This is a genomic window from Flavobacterium sp. WV_118_3, assembly GCF_039778605.1.
Lineage (GTDB): Bacteria > Bacteroidota > Bacteroidia > Flavobacteriales > Flavobacteriaceae > Flavobacterium.
On sequence record NZ_CP156060.1, the window covers coordinates 1,558,147 to 1,576,376 of the forward strand.

General features: G+C 37.2%; 29 protein-coding genes and 1 tRNA gene. 22 read left to right on the forward strand and 8 right to left on the reverse strand.

All coding sequences use genetic code 11. From position 1 onward, the window contains the following. Window positions 1-35 precede the first annotated feature (35 nt). From ABFU83_RS07175 to ABFU83_RS07190, 4 genes are all read right to left on the reverse strand, one after another. On the reverse strand, window positions 36-788 hold the full coding sequence (locus ABFU83_RS07175) for an SDR family oxidoreductase (protein WP_347069857.1): 753 nt from the start codon (window positions 786-788) through the stop codon (window positions 36-38). 99 nt (window positions 789-887) lie between these two features. After that, a complete protein-coding gene (locus ABFU83_RS07180) occupies window positions 888-1,388 on the reverse strand; it encodes a MarR family transcriptional regulator (protein ID WP_347069858.1) in 501 nt (166 codons plus the stop codon). Then, a complete protein-coding gene (locus ABFU83_RS07185) occupies window positions 1,385-1,882 on the reverse strand; it encodes a GNAT family N-acetyltransferase (protein ID WP_347069859.1) in 498 nt (165 codons plus the stop codon). The genes ABFU83_RS07180 and ABFU83_RS07185 overlap by 4 nt, the downstream gene beginning before the upstream one ends. Before the next feature lie 133 nt (window positions 1,883-2,015). Further along, window positions 2,016-2,390 (reverse strand): helix-turn-helix domain-containing protein, encoded by a 375-nt coding sequence (locus tag ABFU83_RS07190; protein WP_136401319.1) that lies wholly within the window; start codon window positions 2,388-2,390, stop codon window positions 2,016-2,018. 87 nt (window positions 2,391-2,477) lie between these two features. Between ABFU83_RS07190 and ABFU83_RS07195 the strand changes: the two genes are divergently transcribed. Further along, on the forward strand, window positions 2,478-2,951 hold the full coding sequence (locus ABFU83_RS07195) for a cupin domain-containing protein (RefSeq protein WP_347069860.1): 474 nt from the start codon (window positions 2,478-2,480) through the stop codon (window positions 2,949-2,951). A gap of 51 nt (window positions 2,952-3,002) precedes the next feature. On the opposite strand, the gene ABFU83_RS07200 is transcribed toward ABFU83_RS07195, so the two are convergent. From ABFU83_RS07200 to ABFU83_RS07210, 3 genes are all read right to left on the reverse strand, one after another. After that, on the reverse strand, window positions 3,003-3,734 hold the full coding sequence (locus ABFU83_RS07200) for a YggS family pyridoxal phosphate-dependent enzyme (RefSeq protein ID WP_347069861.1): 732 nt from the start codon (window positions 3,732-3,734) through the stop codon (window positions 3,003-3,005). A 29-nt stretch (window positions 3,735-3,763) separates the two neighbouring features. Further along, window positions 3,764-3,834: transfer RNA gene (locus ABFU83_RS07205), tRNA-Cys, on the reverse strand. A 49-nt stretch (window positions 3,835-3,883) separates the two neighbouring features. After that, window positions 3,884-4,330, reverse strand: a complete 447-nt coding sequence (locus ABFU83_RS07210) for a GNAT family N-acetyltransferase (RefSeq protein WP_347069862.1) — start codon at window positions 4,328-4,330, stop codon at window positions 3,884-3,886. Window positions 4,331-4,420: 90 nt separating this feature from the next. On the opposite strand from ABFU83_RS07210, the gene ABFU83_RS07215 reads away from it, so the two are divergent. Further along, a complete protein-coding gene (locus tag ABFU83_RS07215; protein WP_347069863.1) occupies window positions 4,421-5,869 on the forward strand; it encodes a PLP-dependent aminotransferase family protein in 1,449 nt (482 codons plus the stop codon). 34 nt (window positions 5,870-5,903) lie between these two features. On the opposite strand, the gene ABFU83_RS07220 is transcribed toward ABFU83_RS07215, so the two are convergent. Continuing rightward, window positions 5,904-6,560, reverse strand: a complete 657-nt coding sequence (locus ABFU83_RS07220; protein WP_347069864.1) for a DUF2278 family protein — start codon at window positions 6,558-6,560, stop codon at window positions 5,904-5,906. 257 nt (window positions 6,561-6,817) lie between these two features. Between ABFU83_RS07220 and ABFU83_RS07225 the strand changes: the two genes are divergently transcribed. The 20 genes from ABFU83_RS07225 to ABFU83_RS07320 all read left to right on the forward strand — a co-directional run bounded on the left by ABFU83_RS07225 (window position 6,818) and on the right by ABFU83_RS07320 (window position 18,195). Next, window positions 6,818-7,498, forward strand: coding sequence for a GNAT family N-acetyltransferase (locus tag ABFU83_RS07225; RefSeq protein ID WP_347069865.1), 681 nt, complete (start codon window positions 6,818-6,820; stop codon window positions 7,496-7,498). Window positions 7,499-7,505: 7 nt separating this feature from the next. After that, window positions 7,506-8,672, forward strand: coding sequence for a hypothetical protein (locus tag ABFU83_RS07230; protein WP_347069866.1), 1,167 nt, complete (start codon window positions 7,506-7,508; stop codon window positions 8,670-8,672). Between the two features lie 49 nt (window positions 8,673-8,721). Beyond that, the gene (locus tag ABFU83_RS07235) at window positions 8,722-9,102 is read left to right on the forward strand and encodes a VOC family protein (protein ID WP_347069867.1); all 381 of its coding nucleotides are present in this window, start codon (window positions 8,722-8,724) and stop codon (window positions 9,100-9,102) included. Window positions 9,103-9,310: 208 nt separating this feature from the next. Then, window positions 9,311-10,060: a hypothetical protein gene (locus tag ABFU83_RS07240; RefSeq protein WP_347069868.1), complete on the forward strand. Its 750-nt coding sequence runs from the start codon at window positions 9,311-9,313 to the stop codon at window positions 10,058-10,060. Window positions 10,061-10,070: 10 nt separating this feature from the next. Beyond that, window positions 10,071-10,481 (forward strand): hypothetical protein, encoded by a 411-nt coding sequence (locus tag ABFU83_RS07245; protein WP_136401307.1) that lies wholly within the window; start codon window positions 10,071-10,073, stop codon window positions 10,479-10,481. A gap of 8 nt (window positions 10,482-10,489) precedes the next feature. Continuing rightward, entirely contained in the window at window positions 10,490-10,906 is a 417-nt protein-coding gene (locus ABFU83_RS07250; protein WP_136401306.1) for a hypothetical protein, read from the forward strand. 79 nt (window positions 10,907-10,985) lie between these two features. After that, on the forward strand, window positions 10,986-11,711 hold the full coding sequence (locus ABFU83_RS07255; protein ID WP_347069869.1) for a hypothetical protein: 726 nt from the start codon (window positions 10,986-10,988) through the stop codon (window positions 11,709-11,711). A 2-nt stretch (window positions 11,712-11,713) separates the two neighbouring features. Beyond that, window positions 11,714-12,130 carry a hypothetical protein gene (locus ABFU83_RS07260; protein ID WP_347069870.1) on the forward strand — a complete coding sequence of 139 codons (417 nt, stop codon included), beginning with the start codon at window positions 11,714-11,716 and terminating at the stop codon, window positions 12,128-12,130. 79 nt (window positions 12,131-12,209) lie between these two features. Continuing rightward, a complete protein-coding gene (locus ABFU83_RS07265; RefSeq protein WP_347069871.1) occupies window positions 12,210-12,959 on the forward strand; it encodes a hypothetical protein in 750 nt (249 codons plus the stop codon). Between the two features lie 13 nt (window positions 12,960-12,972). Beyond that, entirely contained in the window at window positions 12,973-13,380 is a 408-nt protein-coding gene (locus ABFU83_RS07270; RefSeq protein WP_136401304.1) for a hypothetical protein, read from the forward strand. A gap of 8 nt (window positions 13,381-13,388) precedes the next feature. Further along, a complete protein-coding gene (locus ABFU83_RS07275) occupies window positions 13,389-13,808 on the forward strand; it encodes a hypothetical protein (protein ID WP_347069872.1) in 420 nt (139 codons plus the stop codon). Between the two features lie 64 nt (window positions 13,809-13,872). Continuing rightward, window positions 13,873-14,286, forward strand: coding sequence for a hypothetical protein (locus tag ABFU83_RS07280; RefSeq protein ID WP_347069873.1), 414 nt, complete (start codon window positions 13,873-13,875; stop codon window positions 14,284-14,286). A gap of 10 nt (window positions 14,287-14,296) precedes the next feature. After that, window positions 14,297-14,713: a hypothetical protein gene (locus ABFU83_RS07285; protein ID WP_347069874.1), complete on the forward strand. Its 417-nt coding sequence runs from the start codon at window positions 14,297-14,299 to the stop codon at window positions 14,711-14,713. Next, the gene (locus tag ABFU83_RS07290) at window positions 14,691-15,104 is read left to right on the forward strand and encodes a hypothetical protein (RefSeq protein WP_347069875.1); all 414 of its coding nucleotides are present in this window, start codon (window positions 14,691-14,693) and stop codon (window positions 15,102-15,104) included. The genes ABFU83_RS07285 and ABFU83_RS07290 overlap by 23 nt, the downstream gene beginning before the upstream one ends. 106 nt (window positions 15,105-15,210) lie before the next feature. Then, the gene (locus ABFU83_RS07295; RefSeq protein ID WP_347069876.1) at window positions 15,211-15,933 is read left to right on the forward strand and encodes a hypothetical protein; all 723 of its coding nucleotides are present in this window, start codon (window positions 15,211-15,213) and stop codon (window positions 15,931-15,933) included. A gap of 2 nt (window positions 15,934-15,935) precedes the next feature. After that, window positions 15,936-16,355, forward strand: a complete 420-nt coding sequence (locus ABFU83_RS07300; protein WP_347069877.1) for a hypothetical protein — start codon at window positions 15,936-15,938, stop codon at window positions 16,353-16,355. A 130-nt stretch (window positions 16,356-16,485) separates the two neighbouring features. Then, window positions 16,486-16,899 carry a hypothetical protein gene (locus ABFU83_RS07305; protein WP_347069878.1) on the forward strand — a complete coding sequence of 138 codons (414 nt, stop codon included), beginning with the start codon at window positions 16,486-16,488 and terminating at the stop codon, window positions 16,897-16,899. 64 nt (window positions 16,900-16,963) lie between these two features. After that, window positions 16,964-17,377 (forward strand): hypothetical protein, encoded by a 414-nt coding sequence (locus ABFU83_RS07310; RefSeq protein WP_347069873.1) that lies wholly within the window; start codon window positions 16,964-16,966, stop codon window positions 17,375-17,377. A gap of 10 nt (window positions 17,378-17,387) precedes the next feature. Next, on the forward strand, window positions 17,388-17,804 hold the full coding sequence (locus ABFU83_RS07315) for a hypothetical protein (protein ID WP_347069874.1): 417 nt from the start codon (window positions 17,388-17,390) through the stop codon (window positions 17,802-17,804). Further along, window positions 17,782-18,195: a hypothetical protein gene (locus tag ABFU83_RS07320; protein ID WP_347069875.1), complete on the forward strand. Its 414-nt coding sequence runs from the start codon at window positions 17,782-17,784 to the stop codon at window positions 18,193-18,195. The genes ABFU83_RS07315 and ABFU83_RS07320 overlap by 23 nt, the downstream gene beginning before the upstream one ends. Window positions 18,196-18,230 lie beyond the last annotated feature (35 nt).

The window sequence follows — 18,230 nt, forward strand, 5'->3', positions numbered from 1 at the left end:
ATATAAAAAATGGTGACCGGATGGTCACCATTTTTTTAACGGATTACCGAAATACCGGCATCTACTTTTAATTCTGTTCCGTGAATATAGGAGGCTTCTTCTGAAGCGAGGAATAATACCGCATTCGCAATTTCTGAAGGTTCACCCTGCCGTTGGAACGGAATCGTTGGGATTAATGCCTTGACAGCACCTTCGATCTGTTCGGTTGTAAGCCCTGTATTGCTATAAATATTCGTCTTGATATGACCGGGACTGATCCCGTTTACGCGAATACCTTTAGTCGTTAACTCGGCTGCAAAGGTTTTAATAAACGATTGTACTGCCGATTTTGCCGCGGAATACACCGAAAAATTAGCCATCCCTACTTCCGTCACAAAAGAAGTATTAAAAACAATACTACTTCCCGGATGTAATAACGGTAAAAGCTGTTGTACGGTAAAAAAAGGACCCTTTACCAACATATTGAACAACTCGTCAAAATGAACCTCATCGGCCTGTTCTATCGTCGCAAACCGACCATAGCCTGCATTTAAAAAGATCAGATTAAGGGAATCAGTATAATTGTATACTTGTTGTTGCAATTGCATCAGGTCCTGCATACTGCCTGCGTTGGATACTATACCGTGGCAGTTTGACCCTAATACTGTGATGGCTTTATTAACCGTTTCGGCACTACGCCCTGTGATGATCACCTGTCCGCCTTCGGCTATAAATTGTTGGGCTGTGGCAAGTCCCATTCCGTTGGTTCCTCCGGTTATCAAGGCAAATTTGTTTTGAAATCGCTGCATGGTTTTTATTTTTAATTACCCTGCAAAAATTGACAATACGCCTCTTTTATAAAACCCGAATCTTGCGGTTTATTAAAATACCTGTACCGCTCAAACATATTATTTTTCTATCGTCTTACTTTCCTGTTCCTGTTTTAATTGCAAAACGCGTTGCAGGAAACTCTGGGTCGCAATTTTATTTTCGGCTTCGGTAATCGCTGCTAACAACGCATTCTGGTTATCGGCAATTTCGTTTAAAGCAATGCGAATAACGTCCCATACGGGTTTCATCTGTTCGATTAGTTCCAGACCTTTGGATGTTAACAATATACGTCGTTTGCGTTCGTCTTCCTTATCTTTTACAGAACGAATGAGTTTTTGTTTTTCAAGTTCTTTTAGTAAGCTAATCGTAGACGGATGGGTATATCCTATCTCATTTGCGATTTCCACGACACTCAGCTTCTCTTTATGGTACAAAGTATAGATCACAGGGAACCATTTTGGTTCGAATGCAATGCCGTAGGCTTTATAGACCTGCGCTCCGTCTTTACGAAGTTGTTCACTAAGGCGTTGTAACCTTGTTGAAATGGCTAATATTCCGGATTCATCAATTATATTCATGGCTGTTTGTCCAGGTTTAAATGGCAAAATACATTATCGGCACTCATTAACGGAAAAGTATCTGGTAAGTCCTTTTTTTCAATTCGTACAAAGTTATTCTTTTCGTAAAAACGAAGTGCGGCTTCTAAGATTGTGATCGTTCCCAGATATACGTGTCGTATTCCGTTTTCGTGACAATAGGCTATTAAAATATCGAGTAATTGTTGGGCAATACGGTATTCTTTTCCGCGAAATTCTTTTTTGACAAACATTTTTCGAATCGCTCCTTCCTGATCGGCATATTTGATCAAAGCAATAGTTCCTACGAGTTCATCGTTGTGAAAAGCGCCCCAAAAAGCACCTCCACCCTCATAATAAAAGGCTTCTATTTGTAACAAATCCGGTTGATCCTCTATTGTAATCGGGACGTTAAACTCTTTTTGCTGAATACTTAAAATCAGGTCTATTGCCGCAGTCGAGTATTCATTTCCGATGGGTTGAATGCGAATTTCCATAGTTGTTTTATATTTACATTACAAAACTACGTAGTTGAATACATAAATACAAAAACTTTAACACTCCGAAATACAATAAAACCTGACAGGACTCATAACTTGTCCGGTTTAACGATACAAGCAGGTTTAAAATTTATCGTGTTTTTTTAATCATCATTCTATGATCAAAACCCCATTGTACCAAGGCCTCAATAACCGGAATAACCGATTTTCCGTAGTCAGTAAGTGCGTACGTCACGGTAATCGGACGCGTATCCTGAATGGTTCGGGTAACGAGTTCGTTTATTTCGAGTTCTTTTAACTCTTTGCTGAGCATTTTTGCGGAGATTCCCTGTATGCCACGTTCGATCATCTTAAAATGGACCAATTGATCCTGTCGGTTTTTCAGGTAAATCAAAATTAATAATTTCCATTTTCCGCCAAGGATTTCCAGGCTGTCCCGAATCGCAAAAAGTTCTTCGCTACAACTGGTTTCGCGCAATATGCCCTGATCTTTTATTTGTGTCATAGTTCCTTCCGGGTAACTAGTTACGTAAAGTTAACCCTTAACAAATTTATAGTATTTCCCTTTTACTTTTACCAAAAAATACATCTTATGCAAGACATACCCCGACGCGTGGTGACCGGAATAAAAGACGGCAAATCCACCATTATTGAAGACAATACGATACAAAATGCCGTTGAACATTTTAAAGGACTTATTATTTCCGATATTTGGAATACGCAGCAAATGCCCGTTAGTCTGGATAACGAAGTCCTTATTCCAAATACCGCATTCCCACAAACACCGAAAAACGGAACCTATTTCCGATATGTAACGATACCACCCGATAGCGATCTGGGACTTACCGTTCAACCGGGAGAACCACATCCACTGATGCATCAAACCGATACTCTGGATTATATTATTATCCTTTCCGGGGAATTGTATTTGATCATGGAAGAAGGCGAAACGGTATTAAAACCCGGCGATATCGTAATTCAGAAAGGAACAAATCATGCGTGGAGCAATCGTTCGGATCAGCCTTGTATCCAATTGGCAATTCTGATTGATGCGAAAACCGTTTAAACAACACCTCAACACCTGACAGGTTTTAGAAACCTGTCAGGTGTAAAAAAACTAGGTGTTTTCGTTCCAATAATAACTATCGGGATAACTTCGTTGTCCAAAGATGGCCGTGCCTACTCTAACGATGGTCGCGCCTTCTTCGATTGCCGTTTCCAGATCGCCACTCATTCCCATCGAAAGTTCTTTCATTTCCACATTAGGAAGTTGCAACGCTATAATTTGTTCCTGTAGATGTTTAAGTAGGCGGAAACAGTGTCGTACTTTTTCGGTTTCGGCACTAAACAATCCAATCGTCATTAGTCCTTTGATTTTTAGGGTTTCGAATTGGGCTACTTCTTGTACCAAGGCTATTGCTTTGTCCGGAGAAACTCCAAATTTGCTCTCTTCATTGGAAGTATTGACCTGAATGAGTACTTCCATTGTTTTCTTTTCAAACAACAAACGCTGGTGCAATTTTGCCGCCAAATCCAAACGATCCAACGACTGAATACAGGAAATATCGTATTTTAAAATGTCCTTAATTTTATTGGTTTGTAAGTGTCCGATAAAATGATTCGTATGCGGAATGGCTTTTAAATCCTGGTATTTCTCTTTGATTTCCTGTACTTTATTCTCCCCTATTAAAGTTTGGCCGGCCGTCAACGCTACTTTAATCCGATTCGCCGGTACCGTTTTCGTTGCCAATAACAAACGGATTTCAGCCGGATCACGCTCACTTTTAACCGCAACTTTTTTTATCCGATCCCTAATTTCTTGCAAATTGATCAAGATATCTTCTTCCATATTCTTAATGCATTACTTGTTATCTATTGAGGCCGGAAGTGGATTCGAACCATTGTATAAGGCATTGCATTCCTTCGCCTAACCACTCAGCTATCCGGCCTTTGAATTTTAAGAAAACGACAAACAGTTACTATTTGCCGTTCCAAAAATTAGTGCCACCAATGGTAGTAATTGTGTAGTCCATCGTATTCAAAACCACATCGCGGATATAATTTGTTTCCGATGTCATTCGTTTTTTCGGTTTCCAACATCAATCCACAGGCGCCGGTTTCGGCACACCATTGCTTACTGCGATCGATCAAAGCGACAGACAAACCTTGTCCTCTATAGTCCGGATGTACGTACAAATCGCTTAACAACCATTGTTTTTGCAATTTTGTATAATGAAATAGCTTATAAAGCTGTACAAACCCCACGGCTTTTCCGTTGACAACGGCCAGAAAAATATCCGATTCACTGTTTAAAAAACGTTCCTTTAAAAATGCTTTTCCTTTTTCGACATCCGATTCCTGTCGGTAAAAAACACGGTAAAGGTCAAATAAAGCAGCTGCTTCATCCAGATCTTCCAGGCTTGCTTTTTTAATTTTGTAATTCATAGTCCTATAATTATTTTGATTTAACAGGACAAAAGTAGTTTTAAATAGGACTACCTTTGTAATCCAGTTTTAACATATATAGTAGTCCAGATGATTCCATTCGAACATATTATCACCCTTGATAAAACAAGCAAAACTCCTGTCTACCGGCAAATTGCCATGAGTATTAGTACCGCCATACGAAAGGGTTCTTTAAAGGCAGGCATGTTACTTCCGGGTAGTCGGGAGCTGGCAAAAACCTTGCACGTACACCGCAAAACGGTTATCGCCGCATACGACGAGCTACAGGCGCAGGATTGGATTAGTGTTGTTCCACGAAAACAGGTTAGCGTTTCGGAACGAATTCCGCTACTCAAGCCGCAATCCTGGGAGAAAACCACTTCTCAGACCGGATATTACAATACTCTGGAACTTCCGTTTCGTCAGATCATCGAAAATACAGAATACGATACGGCCACTAAAATCCCTGATATCACTATTGACGACGGGTATCCCGATGTACGCTTATCGCCAATTGCCGCTTTGTTGAAAACCTATCGTTCGAATACCTCCCGAAAATATGCCATCAAAACAGCCAATACGGGTACAGCACAGGGAACCGTAAAACTCCGGGAAACATTGGTTACTTATTTATCAGAAACCCGCGGATTGAATTGTACTGCCGATAACATATTGATCACCCATGGAGCGCAAATGAGTATTTATCTGGCCGCTCAATTATTATTAGATTCCGATGCACGTATCATTGTAGGCCAGCCCAATTATCCTGTAGCCGATCAGGTTTTTCAGCAAACCGGAGCACAACTTCTAAAAGTGAATGTTGATGCCAATGGAATCGACACCGATGCCATCGAGTTGATTTGTCGGAAGAAAAAAATTAATGCCGTATATGTGGTTCCGCACCATCATTATCCGACAACGGTTACTCTTAGCGTAGAAAGACGCATGAAATTACTGGAATTATCCAAACAGTATTTTTTTACGATCATTGAAGACGATTACGATTACGACTACCATTATACCTCATCCCCTTACCTCCCCCTGGCAAGCAGCGGACATAACGGAAATGTGATTTATATTGGTTCGTTTTCGAAAATACTGGATCCGTCGCTCCGTATGGGGTTTATGATCGCTCCGCAAAATTTTATTGTCCAATGTACCGCACTCCGAAAGTTAATCGACGTGGGTGGCGATGGTTATATGCAGAATGCTTTGGCAACATTAATACAGGACGGAGAACTCAAACGGCATCTTAAAAAAGCGAAAAAGTGCTACCATCAACGCAGGGATTTCCTGGATGCCTTATTACGAGAACACTTAAGTCCCTATATTTCCTACACCTTACCATCCGGTGGTATGGCTATCTGGATCCGGTTACGCAAAGGCTATTCGTTATCGCGTTTAAAAACATCCGATTATTTCCATATCGCCAGAATGGATTCCGAACAAAATGCTTTCCGTTTTGGATTTGCTTCGTTAAACGAAACCGAATTAACAGAAGCCGTTTTATATTTAAAATCAATATTGCATAACACCTGACAGGTTTTAGAAACCTGTCAGGTGTGGTGTAATACTAATCCTTACTGCAATCTCCTTTATCATCTGTTATTAAACATTGCGTTATAAACCCGAGAAAACAGGCAAACTTGATTTCTTTGGCATCAGTAATAACCAAAGCACCATCCTGCCAGATACTATTTTGGTACGCCATCTCAGATCCCTGATTCATATGAATGTCGTGAATTCCATTCCGTATTATGGAGCCTTGATTATCGGTATAGCTTTTTCCCCAAATACAAAAGGAATAATCGTTCTTCTGCGCCAATTCAACATGTTGCTTCAATAATTGTAGCAAATAGTCCTCTTCCTGTTCACCTGCGGGTTTAAAAGGAACCTGAAAACGATTCAAATCAAAATAATTCCCTCGCAGATAATCCAACACAAGTTCTTTATCGGGATTGTTATATACACCATCCGGCAATGCCAACGCTTTTTCCAATGGTTTTATGTTGATCAAGTCACTATCCGGATCCGATGTGGCCAATACCCGTAACTCCGGATGGCCTTTAACCCGATTGTAGACATTGATATTTACTTCATAAATGGAATCTTCAATTTTAATTTCAAAATTATAATGCGGAAAAGCACGATGAATCCTTAACACATTTTCCGGATTGATTTCTTTAAAAAAACGACCTTTTACCAAAGTATACAACCTTTTTGTTTCCATGATTTACTTTTAATTTATAAAGTGTAGTTCCTCCCGATTTAACAATTATGATAAATGTAACAAACCTAATCGCTGTGAGAGTTTACAATTACCGGACAATAACGGGCAATTGAAGTACGTTTAAAGTTTTCCCCATCCGGTGAATCCGGACAACGGTTACACGCTTCCGTTCTGTTAATTTCACTTTTTTTGTTGTACGCTATTTTTTATTTGAGTTAATTTGAGTAGTTCCGCTTTTTTGAAATAATATCCGCCATATGCCCGAAACAGCTTATAAATTAGACAATCCGGTTTACTTTTCGTTAACCGAAACACACCGATCATTCGCCCTCGAATTGGATGGGATCCAATTCTATCATCCTGATTTTTGTCCGTTTGGTGGTTTTATACCCCCATTATCAACCGAAAAAGGTATCGCCCACTATGCCCGGTTAACCGACAACTTTTTTATTGTGGGCGAAAGACCATCTTATGGCGATACGATACAACTGGTAAATGAATTGGTTTGTGATCAGATGGTATTGTTGCAGCCAATTGCTGTAGTTTCAGAGGATGAAATCATTACTTTGGATACGACTCATAAAGACGCACTGCTACAACTCGTAAATTTGGTACAACCCGGTTATTTTAAAACCAGAACGCCAGAAATGGGAAACTATTATGGTATTTTTAAAGATGGCATTTTAATAGCCGTTACCGGCGAACGCATGAAAATGGATCAGTATACCGAAATAAGCGCTGTCATTACGCATCCGGAGCATACCGGAAAAGGATATGCTTCCCATCTGGTAGCACATGCGGCACAACGTATTTTTCAGGAAAATAAAACGCCATATCTGCATGTTGCTTCATCCAATACAAGAGCGATTAACGTTTATGAAAAACTGGGGTTTACAACACGCCGTAAAATCAGTTTCTGGAATCTTACTTCTCAATAAATCCAATATGAAATTCAAATTAATAGCATTCTCCTTATTCACCATTGTCGCTCAGGCACAATCGGAAAACGATTCGTATAAATTTTCTATCGATCTGTATCGAAGTCTGGAAAAAGACACTACTGCCTGGAAATACCAGATGAGTGCCACCTCTTTTTCGATCAGCGGGTATTATAAAACAGCCCTGGAAATATGGGATAAAAACGGCTTTCGAAAACCGGCTCCAATGACAACTTCTGATAGTTTGCTGTTTGCAAAATCCAAACCGTTAAATGCCCGTAATTATATCCTTAACCGTTCTAAAAGCGAATCACTTATTGTGATTAATGAGGCGCATACCAATGCCCGACACCGGACATTTACGCAGTCGTTGCTAAAAGGATTGTATGATAACGGTTACCGTTACCTCGGATTGGAAGCGTTACACGATACCCTGATCAACAAACGGAAATTTCCGGTACTGGACAGTGGTTTTTATACCCGGGAACCGGAATTCGGAAACCTGCTATCCGAAGCCTTACAAATCGGTTTTACGGTATTTGGGTACGAGGCATCCGATGGCAAAAACGGAAAAGAACGCGAAATCGAACAGGCACAAAACATCAAACGATTCCTCGACAGTCATCCCAAAGGAAAAGTATTAATTCACTGCGGCCATGATCATGTTTTTGAAAACGACTATAAACCCTGGGAAAAAGCCATGGCTGGTCGGCTAAAGGAATATATGGGAATCGATCCGTTGACGATTAATCAGACGCTTTATCCCGAAAAAGGAAATCCGGCACTTAATCATCCTTTTATAAATCGTATCTCCCAAAAAGAGTCGGTGGTATTGCGACTGGAATCCGGAGCTATCTTTAACGGCTTATCCAATCCGAAACAAACCGATATTGTCGTACTACATCCTGAAACAAATTATCAGAACAACCGTCCGGGTTGGCTTCAAGACGGTCGGGTTGCGTATACCGTTCCGAAAAAAAAGATCAAAAACACACCAGCATTGGTTACCGCCTATCGTGCTAAAGAATACGATCAGAAAGGCATCCCGGCCGATATTGTCGAAATTACCGGAAAAGAAATTCCGCCACTATATCTGGAACCGGGGACTTATGAGATCATCCTTAAAGACAAAAACTATACAATCACCGAACGGTATACGGTTACTTTAAAGTAAATATAATTAATGTTACAATTATAAAAACGTATTCCCACCAATCATCCCAATGGCTATACAATCAAACCCCGTCGTTTATTTTGAAATTCCCGTTACCGATCTGGATCGGGCGATACGGTTTTATACCGCTGTTTTCGGTTTTACTTTTGAAAAAACAAGTATCGATCATAATGAAATGGCGCTTTTTCCGCTCTCGGATGTGTTACCCGGTATTTCCGGAGCGCTGGCAAAAGGAGAAATTTATATCCCAACGTTGGATGGTGTGGTGCTTTATTTTCATTCCGATGCGATCGAAAAGACACTGGAAAAAGCAATTGCTAATGGCGGAGCAGCATTGTATCCTAAAACGTCTAATGGTGAATTGGGCTATGTGGCCGAATTTAAGGATTCGGAAGGCAACCGGATTGCTTTACACCAGCCTGCCGATTAGCCTTTGTCTGCAATTGCCCCAAATCTGTCCTTTTTACTTCGAATATTAGCTTTAACTTTATAATATTCGTTATCGAAAAATAGCCGATTAACAAACACTACTTTTTTTTTTATTCCTCGGAATACTTTTTCTCTTACTGATAACAGGGGCATATTTTTCCAAACAACACTCCCTCATAAAACGATTATTAATTTAAAATCACAATTTTATGAGCACAAAATTAGTATTACCTATCTTTTTGGCCTTACTATTCGTATCCTGTGAAGTCGATCCGTATGAGGAAACTTCCGGCAAAACATTGGACGTCGGTTCGCTTTCTAAAATGAAGGCTCCCCATACATGTAAGGACGAAGAACATTGGGTGGAGGCCGCAGACGGAACCATTTACTGGGATGAAAATGCAACTTCACAAGGTACAACCAAACCCGGAGAAACTTATTTGGGTGCCAATGTTCTGGTGGGAACTCATAACCGGGATTCCAACCTGAATGAACCGATTAACAGCGCCAAATTTGAACTGTATCTTGAAAAAAACAAGAATGGCTCATCAGCTGAGATTATGGGAAATACCGTCCCTGCCGATGTACAGAAATATGGGACTTTGGCCGAAGGGTTATATCCGGCCAGATATACTACTTATAAAAATGATGGAGCCTTATTAATTAATGGTGGACGTAATTTACCAACCGTAAACGGGAATCCCAATAATCCAAAAAATTATTATAACGATGGATCCTTAAAACCAACCTCTGAACATGTTATAGATCAGGTACTATTTCATAAAGGAAATTTTAAACGAGAATCATTATCTACATATCCAGATAAACACGGAAATGTATTTCCCATTTCAGCTGGCTGTCAGACAGGTGGATCAGGTGACGGTAGTTTACCTCTCTATAGAGATTTTATAAAGGAAGCTGAGGGATTTGAAGGGAATTACTATTTAAGAGAACCTTAAAAAATAAATCATGAAAAAAAATTTAAAAAATAGTTGTTGGTTATTTTGTTTTATATGTCTGTCATGTGCGATTTATAAGCATCCTAATCAAGGATTGGCAAACACTAAATGGAGTTATGATTTTGGTAATAATGATGGAATATCAAACTATGTTTTATTTGAAGATCTAAAAAACTATAGCTATTATAACGCAGAAACTGGAGATACTACAATTGGTACTTACTTCTATAAAAATGACACTATAAACTTCAATCAGGAATGTAGCATTTTTGATGAAGATTTTCCAGAAAACTCAAGGCATCGACAAGGAAAAATGGAATATAAAATGCTTATTAGAAATAAGAATCAATTAGGTTTTATGGAACTATGGGATAACAATGCTAAAAAATGGAAAGAAGATTACTTCTTCACAAAAGAATAAATAACGTTATGAATTATCTATTACTATTACTCACCCTGTTTTCCTATACGACACAGGAACAACAAAATCCATTGGTAAACACCAAATGGGAAAATAAAGTCGCCGAAAATTGCATTAGTTACCTTACGTTTAAAGCAGACGGTACCTACGAAAATTATAACTGTGAATGGGGCTATCACTATTCTGGTAAATACGAAATAAAAAAAGACACCATAACTTTATTAGAAATTGACTTGCTATCGGATGTACCCAGTGTTAATGAAGAAAACAACTATAAAACAGGGATCATACGAAGAAATAAATTGATATATAAAGGAAGTTTTTTACAATATGTCAGTTGGGAAAATTATGACCATGAAAATAACAAATGGTCCGGCGATATTATTTTTCCTGAAAAAATATTTTATATAAAAGTTGCCAAATAAAGCTGCATTATTAACATCTGTCAGATGCAATAAATAACACTCCCTCATAAAACGATTATTAATTTAAAATCAGAATTTTATGAGCACGAAATTAGTATTACCTATCTTTTTTGCCTTACTATTTGTATCCTGTGAAGTCGATCCGTTTGAGGAAACTTCCGGCAAAACATTGGACGTTGGTTCGCTTTCTAAAATGAAGGCTCCCCATACATGTAAGGACGAAGAACATTGGGTGGAGGCCGAAGACGGAACCATTTACTGGGACGAAAATGCAACCTCACAGGACACAACCAAACCCGGAGAAACCTATTTGGGTGCCAATGTTCTGGTGGGAACTCATAACCGGGATTCCAACCTCAACGAACCGATTAACAGCGCCAGATTTGAACTGTATCTTGAAAAAAATAAAAACGGGACATCAGCAACCATTATGGGAAATACCGTCCCGGCTGATGTAAAGAAGTATGGGACTTTAGCCGAAGGGTTATATCCGGCCAGAACTCAAGGACGAAGAGGTTATATAAATCGCGGCAAAGTGGATTTAGCAATGATTATTAACGAAGGGAGATCTGTTCCGACTGCTCCAGGCAGTCCAAAGGGTTCTATGACTCAAATATTCTTTCATTCAGGAAATGGCCATCGGGAATCTTTATATGATTCTAATGACAAGCCATACTCTTCAGGTTGCCAGACAAGTGGTTGTGGACCAAATTCCCGCCCTCTACACAATGCATTTATGAATGTAGCAGGAACCCATTTTAATGGTTCATATTACTTACGTCCACAAATTTTAAAATCCGAATAGTCATGAAATATTTAGTTTTATTATTCTTGTTATTTTCCTGTAAAATACAGGAAAAGCGTAATCTATTGATAACCAACAAATGGGAATATAAATTCGCTGAAGACTGTATTAGCAATATTTTATTTAGAGCTGACGGAACTTACGAAAATTATAATTGTGAAAGAGACTACCCTTATTCAGGGATATACAAAATAAAACGGGATACTATTTATTTAATTGAAATTGATTTACTCTCGGATGTCCCAAGTATTAATGAAGAAAATAACTATAAAACAGGAATTATCTGTAAAAATAAATTGATCTATAAAGGAAGTTTTTTACAATATGTCAGTTGGGAAAATTATGACCATGAAAATAACAAATGGTCCGGCGATATTATTTTTCCTGAAAAAATATTTTATATAAAAGTTGCCAAATAAAGCTGCATTATTAACATCTGTCAGATGCAATAAATAACACTCCCTCATAAAACGATTATTAATTTAAAATCAGAATTTTATGAGCACGAAATTAGTATTACCTATCTTTTTTGCCTTACTATTTGTATCCTGTGAAGTCGATCCGTTTGAGGAAACTTCAGGCAAAACATTGGACGTTGGTTCGCTTTCTAAAAGAAAGCTTTCCAATACACTTAAGGACGGACAGCATTGGGTGGAAGCCGCAAACGGAACCATTTATTGGGACGAAAATGCAACCTCACAGGACACAACCAAACCCGGAGAAACCTATTTGGGTCCAAATGTCCTGGTGGGAACTCATAACCGAGATTCCAACCTAAACGAACCGATTAACAGCGCCAAATTTGAACTGTATCTTGAAAAAAACAAGGAAGGTTCTTCCGCTGAAATTATGGGAAATACCGTCCCGGCTGATGTAAAGAAGTATGGGACTTTAGCCGAAGGGTTATATCCGGCAACTTATCGGATTTATAATAAAGATGGAGCCTTATTAATTAATGGTGGCCGTGATTTACCTACCGTAAACGGTAATCCTAATAACCCTAAAAATTATTATAACGATGGATCACTAAAACCAAACTCGGAACATGTTTTAGATCATATACTATTTCATAAAGGGAATTATGGAAGGGAATCATTGTATAAGCTTCCAGATGAACACGGTTACAGGGCTCCTATCTCAACCGGCTGCCAGACAGGTGGATCAGGTAACGGTAGTTTACCGGTTTATAGAGATTTTATAAAAGAAGCTGAAGGATTTGAAGGTAACTATTATTTAAGAAAACCATAATAGAAGAAAAATTATGAAAGAAATTTTAAAAAATAATTGGTGGTTATTGTGCTTTATAAGTCTGTCGTGCGCTGTTTCTAAAAACTCTAATAAAGAACTAGCAAATACAAAGTGGAGTTATGATTTTGGGCATGATGGAGTTATCAGTTACTTTAAATTTGAAGATAAAAAGAATTATATTTTTTTTGAAGCTGAGACAGGAGTCTCGACTTTCGGTACTTATATTTTTAATAAGGACACAATATATATTCATCAAAAATATGGTGATTGTGATCATGAATTTCCGGAAAACCCTCAGCATAAAGCTGGTGAAAAAAAATACCTGATGCTTATTCGAAATAAGAATCAATTAGGATTCATGAAGTTATGGGATAATAATAACAAAAATTGGATCGAGAATTACTTTTTCACAAAAGAATAAATAACGTTATGAATTATCTATTACTATTATTCAGCCTGTTTTCCTATACGATACAGGAACAACAAAATCCATTGGTTAACACCAAATGGGAATATAAATTTGCAGAAAATTGCATTAGTTACCTTACGTTTAAAGCAGACGGCACTTATGAAGATTATAGCTATGAAAGGTACCTTACCTATTCCGGGAAATGCGAAATTATAAAAGACACCATAACTTTATTTGAAATAGGTTTTGAATCAGAAGTGCCTGATGTCAATGAAGAAAATAACTATAAAACAGGAATTATCTGTAAAAATAAATTGATCTATAAAGGAAGTTTTTTACAATATGTCAGTTGTGAAAATTATGATCCTGAAAATAAAAAATGGTCAGGAGATATTGTTTTTCCTTCCAATAAAATATTTTATATAAAAGTTGCCCAATAAAGACGGTGTTTTTCCCAAACAACACTCCCTCATAAAACGATTATTAATTTTTAAATCTTATTTTATGAGCACAAAATTAGTATTACCTATCCTTTTTGCCTTACTATTCATATCCTGTGAGGTCGATCCGCTGGAGGAAACTTGCGGCAAAACATTGGACGTCGGTTCGCTTTCTAAAATGAAGGCTCCCCATACATGTAAGGACGAAGATTTAGCAATCATGATTAACGAAGGGCGATCCGTTCCAACTGCTCCGGGCAGTCCGAAAACTTCTATGACCGGGATATTTTTTCATGCTGGGAATTATTCAAAACCTAGTTTAATCTACACTAAATCCGACAGAAGTATTGGAGCAATTTCTACGGGTTGCCAGACAAGCGGTTGTGGCCCTGAATCGCGCCCTTTACATAATGATTTTATGAATACAGCAGGGCCTGAATTTGAGGGTTCCTATTACTTACGCCCAAATCCTAATTAATACGAACCTTATGAGTTATCTACTACTACTACTCACGTTGTTTTCCTATACGACACGGAAGCAACAAAATCCATTGGTTAACACCCGGTGGGAATATAAAGTCAATGAGGACTGCATAAACTATGTTTATTTTAAAGAAAACAATGATTATGAAGACTATAATTGTGAAATAACGTATCCTTTTTCTGGGAAATATGAATTTAAAAAAGATACTATTTATCTTATCGAAATCGATTTTATATCCGATTTACCTGAAAATACAAAAAAAGACATTAAAAGCCGAATGAAGGGCATCATCCAAAATGATCAGTTAAAATTTTTTGACAGGGAAGATTTTATCGATGAAAAATGGGTAAAACCTAAACTAAATCCTATTCCGGAAATTTTCTATAAAAAGGTAAACCATGAAAAAAAAATTAAAAAATAGTTGGTTGTTATTGTGTTTTATAAGTCTGTCATGTACGATTTATAAGCATCCTAATCAAGAGTTGATAAACACAAAATGGTCGTATGATTTTGGTTATAAAGATGATGAATTAGTAAGCTACGTTTTATTTAAAGATACTAAGAATTATAGCTTTTATAATGGCGAAAATGGTGATATCACAATTGGCACCTATTTCTATAAAAATGACACCATACACTTTTATCAGGAATGTAGCATTTTTGATGAAGATTTTCCGGAAAACTCAAGGCATCGACAAGGGAAAATGGAATATAAAATGCTTATTAGAAATAAGAATCAATTAGGTTTTATGGAACTATGGGATAACGATGCTCAAAAATGGAAAGAAGATTACTTCTTTACAAAAGAATAAATAACGTCATGGAACACCTGACAGGTTTCTAAAATCTGTCAGATGTGAAATAGTTTCCCAAACAACATTCCCTCATAAATCAATTATTAATTTTTAAATCCTTTTTATGAGAACACAACTATTGGCAATTCTTTTTGCCCTGCTATTCGTATCCTGTGAGGTCGATCCGTTTGAGGAAACTTCCGGCAAAACATTGGACGTTGGTTCGCTTTCTAAAATGAAGGCTCCCCATACATGTAAGGACGAAGAACATTGGGTGGAGGCCGAAGACGGAACCATTTACTGGGACGAAAATGCAACCTCACAGGACACAACCAAACCCGGAGAAACCTATTTGGGTGCCAATGTTCTGGTGGGAACTCATAACCGGGATTCCAACCTCAACGAACCGATTAACAGCGCCAGATTTGAACTGTATCTTGAAAAAAATAAAAACGGGACATCAGCAACCATTATGGGAAATACCGTCCCGGCTGATGTAAAGAAGTATGGGACTTTAGCCGAAGGGTTATATCCGGCCAGAACTCAAGGACGAAGAGGTTATATAAATCGCGGCAAAGTGGATTTAGCAATGATTATTAACGAAGGGAGATCTGTTCCGACTGCTCCAGGCAGTCCAAAGGGTTCTATGACTCAAATATTCTTTCATTCAGGAAATGGCCATCGGGAATCTTTATATGATTCTAATGACAAGCCATACTCTTCAGGTTGCCAGACAAGTGGTTGTGGACCAAATTCCCGCCCTCTACACAATGCATTTATGAATGTAGCAGGAACCCATTTTAATGGTTCATATTACTTACGTCCACAAATTTTAAAATCCGAATAGTCATGAAATATTTAGTTTTATTATTCTTGTTATTTTCCTGTAAAATACAGGAAAAGCGTAATCTATTGATAACCAACAAATGGGAATATAAATTCGCTGAAGACTGTATTAGCAATATTTTATTTAGAGCTGACGGAACTTACGAAAATTATAATTGTGAAAGAGACTACCCTTATTCAGGGATATACAAAATAAAACGGGATACTATTTATTTAATTGAAATTGATTTACTCTCGGATGTCCCAAGTATTAATGAAGAAAATAACTATAAAACAGGAATTATCTGTAAAAATAAATTGATCTATAAAGGAAGTTTTTTACAATATGTCAGTTGGGAAAATTATGACCATGAAAATAACAAATGGTCTGGTGATATTATTTTTCCTCCAAATGAAATCTTTTATATAAAAGTAACACCATAAACCACTTATTTCATTTACATCTGATAGACTTTTAAAATCTGTCAGATGTAAATGGATCAGAACCTGATTTTGAAGGTTCTTACTACTTACGTCCCAATCCTAATTAGAAATCTACTTAATACGATTCGTTATGAATTATCTATTATTACTTACGCTATTTTCCTTTGCCACACAGGAAAAGCAAAATCCATTGGTAAACACCCGATGGGAATATAAATTCGCTGAAGACTGTATTAGCAATATTTTATTTAGAGCTGACGGAACTTACGAAAATTATAATTGTGAAAGAGACTACCCTTATTCAGGGATATACAAAATAAAACGGGATACTATTTATTTAATTGAAATTGATTTACTCTCGGATGTCCCAAGTATTAATGAAGAAAATAACTATAAAACAGGAATTATCTGTAAAAATAAATTGATCTATAAAGGAAGTTTTTTACAATATGTCAGTTGGGAAAATTATGATCCTGAAAATAACAAATGGTCCGGCGATATTATTTTTCCTGAAAAAATATTTTATATAAAAGTTGCCAAATAAAGACGGTGTTTTTCCCAAACAACACTCCCTCATAAAACGATTATTAATTTTTAAATCTTATTTTATGAGCACAAAATTAGTATTACCTATCCTTTTTGCCTTACTATTCATATCCTGTGAGGTCGATCCGCTGGAGGAAACTTGCGGCAAAACATTGGACGTCGGTTCGCTTTCTAAAATGAAGGCTCCCCATACATGTAAGGACGAAGATTTAGCAATCATGATTAACGAAGGGCGATCCGTTCCAACTGCTCCGGGCAGTCCGAAAACTTCTATGACCGGGATATTTTTTCATGCTGGGAATTATTCAAAACCTAGTTTAATCTACACTAAATCCGACAGAAGTATTGGAGCAATTTCTACGGGTTGCCAGACAAGCGGTTGTGGCCCTGAATCGCGCCCTTTACATAATGATTTTATGAATACAGCAGGGCCTGAATTTGAGGGTTCCTATTACTTACGCCCAAATCCTAATTAATACGAACCTTATGAGTTATCTACTACTACTACTCACGTTGTTTTCCTATACGACACGGAAGCAACAAAATCCATTGGTTAACACCCGGTGGGAATATAAAGTCAATGAGGACTGCATAAACTATGTTTATTTTAAAGAAAACAATGATTATGAAGACTATAATTGTGAAATAACGTATCCTTTTTCTGGGAAATATGAATTTAAAAAAGATACTATTTATCTTATCGAAATCGATTTTATATCCGATTTACCTGAAAATACAAAAAAAGACATTAAAAGCCGAATGAAGGGCATCATCCAAAATGATCAGTTAAAATTTTTTGACAGGGAAGATTTTATCGATGAAAAATGGGTAAAACCTAAACTAAATCCTATTCCGGAAATTTTCTATAAAAAGGTAAACCATGAAAAAAAAATTAAAAAATAGTTGGTTGTTATTGTGTTTTATAAGTCTGTCATGTACGATTTATAAGCATCCTAATCAAGAGTTGATAAACACAAAATGGTCGTATGATTTTGGTTATAAAGATGATGAATTAGTAAGCTACGTTTTATTTAAAGATACTAAGAATTATAGCTTTTATAATGGCGAAAATGGTGATATCACAATTGGCACCTATTTCTATAAAAATGACACCATACACTTTTATCAGGAATGTAGCATTTTTGATGAAGATTTTCCGGAAAACTCAAGGCATCGACAAGGGAAAATGGAATATAAAATGCTTATTAGAAATAAGAATCAATTAGGTTTTATGGAACTATGGGATAACGATGCTCAAAAATGGAAAGAAGATTACTTCTTTACAAAAGAATAAATAACGTCATGGAACACCTGACAGGTTTCTAAAAT

Coding starts and splice junctions, on each gene's coding strand:
- ABFU83_RS07320 (WP_347069875.1), top strand. CDS start 17,782: ATGAAAAAAAAATTAAAAAATAGTTGGTTGTTATTGTGTTTTATAAGT.
- ABFU83_RS07240 (WP_347069868.1), top strand. CDS start 9,311: ATGAGCACAAAATTAGTATTACCTATCTTTTTGGCCTTACTATTCGTA.
- ABFU83_RS07295 (WP_347069876.1), top strand. CDS start 15,211: ATGAGAACACAACTATTGGCAATTCTTTTTGCCCTGCTATTCGTATCC.
- ABFU83_RS07300 (WP_347069877.1), top strand. CDS start 15,936: ATGAAATATTTAGTTTTATTATTCTTGTTATTTTCCTGTAAAATACAG.
- ABFU83_RS07315 (WP_347069874.1), top strand. CDS start 17,388: ATGAGTTATCTACTACTACTACTCACGTTGTTTTCCTATACGACACGG.
- ABFU83_RS07310 (WP_347069873.1), top strand. CDS start 16,964: ATGAGCACAAAATTAGTATTACCTATCCTTTTTGCCTTACTATTCATA.
- ABFU83_RS07180 (WP_347069858.1), bottom strand. CDS start 1,388: ATGAATATAATTGATGAATCCGGAATATTAGCCATTTCAACAAGGTTA.
- ABFU83_RS07195 (WP_347069860.1), top strand. CDS start 2,478: ATGCAAGACATACCCCGACGCGTGGTGACCGGAATAAAAGACGGCAAA.
- ABFU83_RS07200 (WP_347069861.1), bottom strand. CDS start 3,734: ATGGAAGAAGATATCTTGATCAATTTGCAAGAAATTAGGGATCGGATA.
- ABFU83_RS07220 (WP_347069864.1), bottom strand. CDS start 6,560: ATGGAAACAAAAAGGTTGTATACTTTGGTAAAAGGTCGTTTTTTTAAA.
- ABFU83_RS07235 (WP_347069867.1), top strand. CDS start 8,722: ATGGCTATACAATCAAACCCCGTCGTTTATTTTGAAATTCCCGTTACC.
- ABFU83_RS07305 (WP_347069878.1), top strand. CDS start 16,486: ATGAATTATCTATTATTACTTACGCTATTTTCCTTTGCCACACAGGAA.
- ABFU83_RS07255 (WP_347069869.1), top strand. CDS start 10,986: ATGAGCACGAAATTAGTATTACCTATCTTTTTTGCCTTACTATTTGTA.
- ABFU83_RS07290 (WP_347069875.1), top strand. CDS start 14,691: ATGAAAAAAAAATTAAAAAATAGTTGGTTGTTATTGTGTTTTATAAGT.
- ABFU83_RS07275 (WP_347069872.1), top strand. CDS start 13,389: ATGAATTATCTATTACTATTATTCAGCCTGTTTTCCTATACGATACAG.
- ABFU83_RS07245 (WP_136401307.1), top strand. CDS start 10,071: ATGAAAAAAAATTTAAAAAATAGTTGTTGGTTATTTTGTTTTATATGT.
- ABFU83_RS07210 (WP_347069862.1), bottom strand. CDS start 4,330: ATGAATTACAAAATTAAAAAAGCAAGCCTGGAAGATCTGGATGAAGCA.
- ABFU83_RS07215 (WP_347069863.1), top strand. CDS start 4,421: ATGATTCCATTCGAACATATTATCACCCTTGATAAAACAAGCAAAACT.
- ABFU83_RS07260 (WP_347069870.1), top strand. CDS start 11,714: ATGAAATATTTAGTTTTATTATTCTTGTTATTTTCCTGTAAAATACAG.
- ABFU83_RS07185 (WP_347069859.1), bottom strand. CDS start 1,882: ATGGAAATTCGCATTCAACCCATCGGAAATGAATACTCGACTGCGGCA.
- ABFU83_RS07175 (WP_347069857.1), bottom strand. CDS start 788: ATGCAGCGATTTCAAAACAAATTTGCCTTGATAACCGGAGGAACCAAC.
- ABFU83_RS07225 (WP_347069865.1), top strand. CDS start 6,818: ATGCCCGAAACAGCTTATAAATTAGACAATCCGGTTTACTTTTCGTTA.
- ABFU83_RS07270 (WP_136401304.1), top strand. CDS start 12,973: ATGAAAGAAATTTTAAAAAATAATTGGTGGTTATTGTGCTTTATAAGT.
- ABFU83_RS07280 (WP_347069873.1), top strand. CDS start 13,873: ATGAGCACAAAATTAGTATTACCTATCCTTTTTGCCTTACTATTCATA.
- ABFU83_RS07190 (WP_136401319.1), bottom strand. CDS start 2,390: ATGACACAAATAAAAGATCAGGGCATATTGCGCGAAACCAGTTGTAGC.
- ABFU83_RS07265 (WP_347069871.1), top strand. CDS start 12,210: ATGAGCACGAAATTAGTATTACCTATCTTTTTTGCCTTACTATTTGTA.
- ABFU83_RS07250 (WP_136401306.1), top strand. CDS start 10,490: ATGAATTATCTATTACTATTACTCACCCTGTTTTCCTATACGACACAG.
- ABFU83_RS07285 (WP_347069874.1), top strand. CDS start 14,297: ATGAGTTATCTACTACTACTACTCACGTTGTTTTCCTATACGACACGG.
- ABFU83_RS07230 (WP_347069866.1), top strand. CDS start 7,506: ATGAAATTCAAATTAATAGCATTCTCCTTATTCACCATTGTCGCTCAG.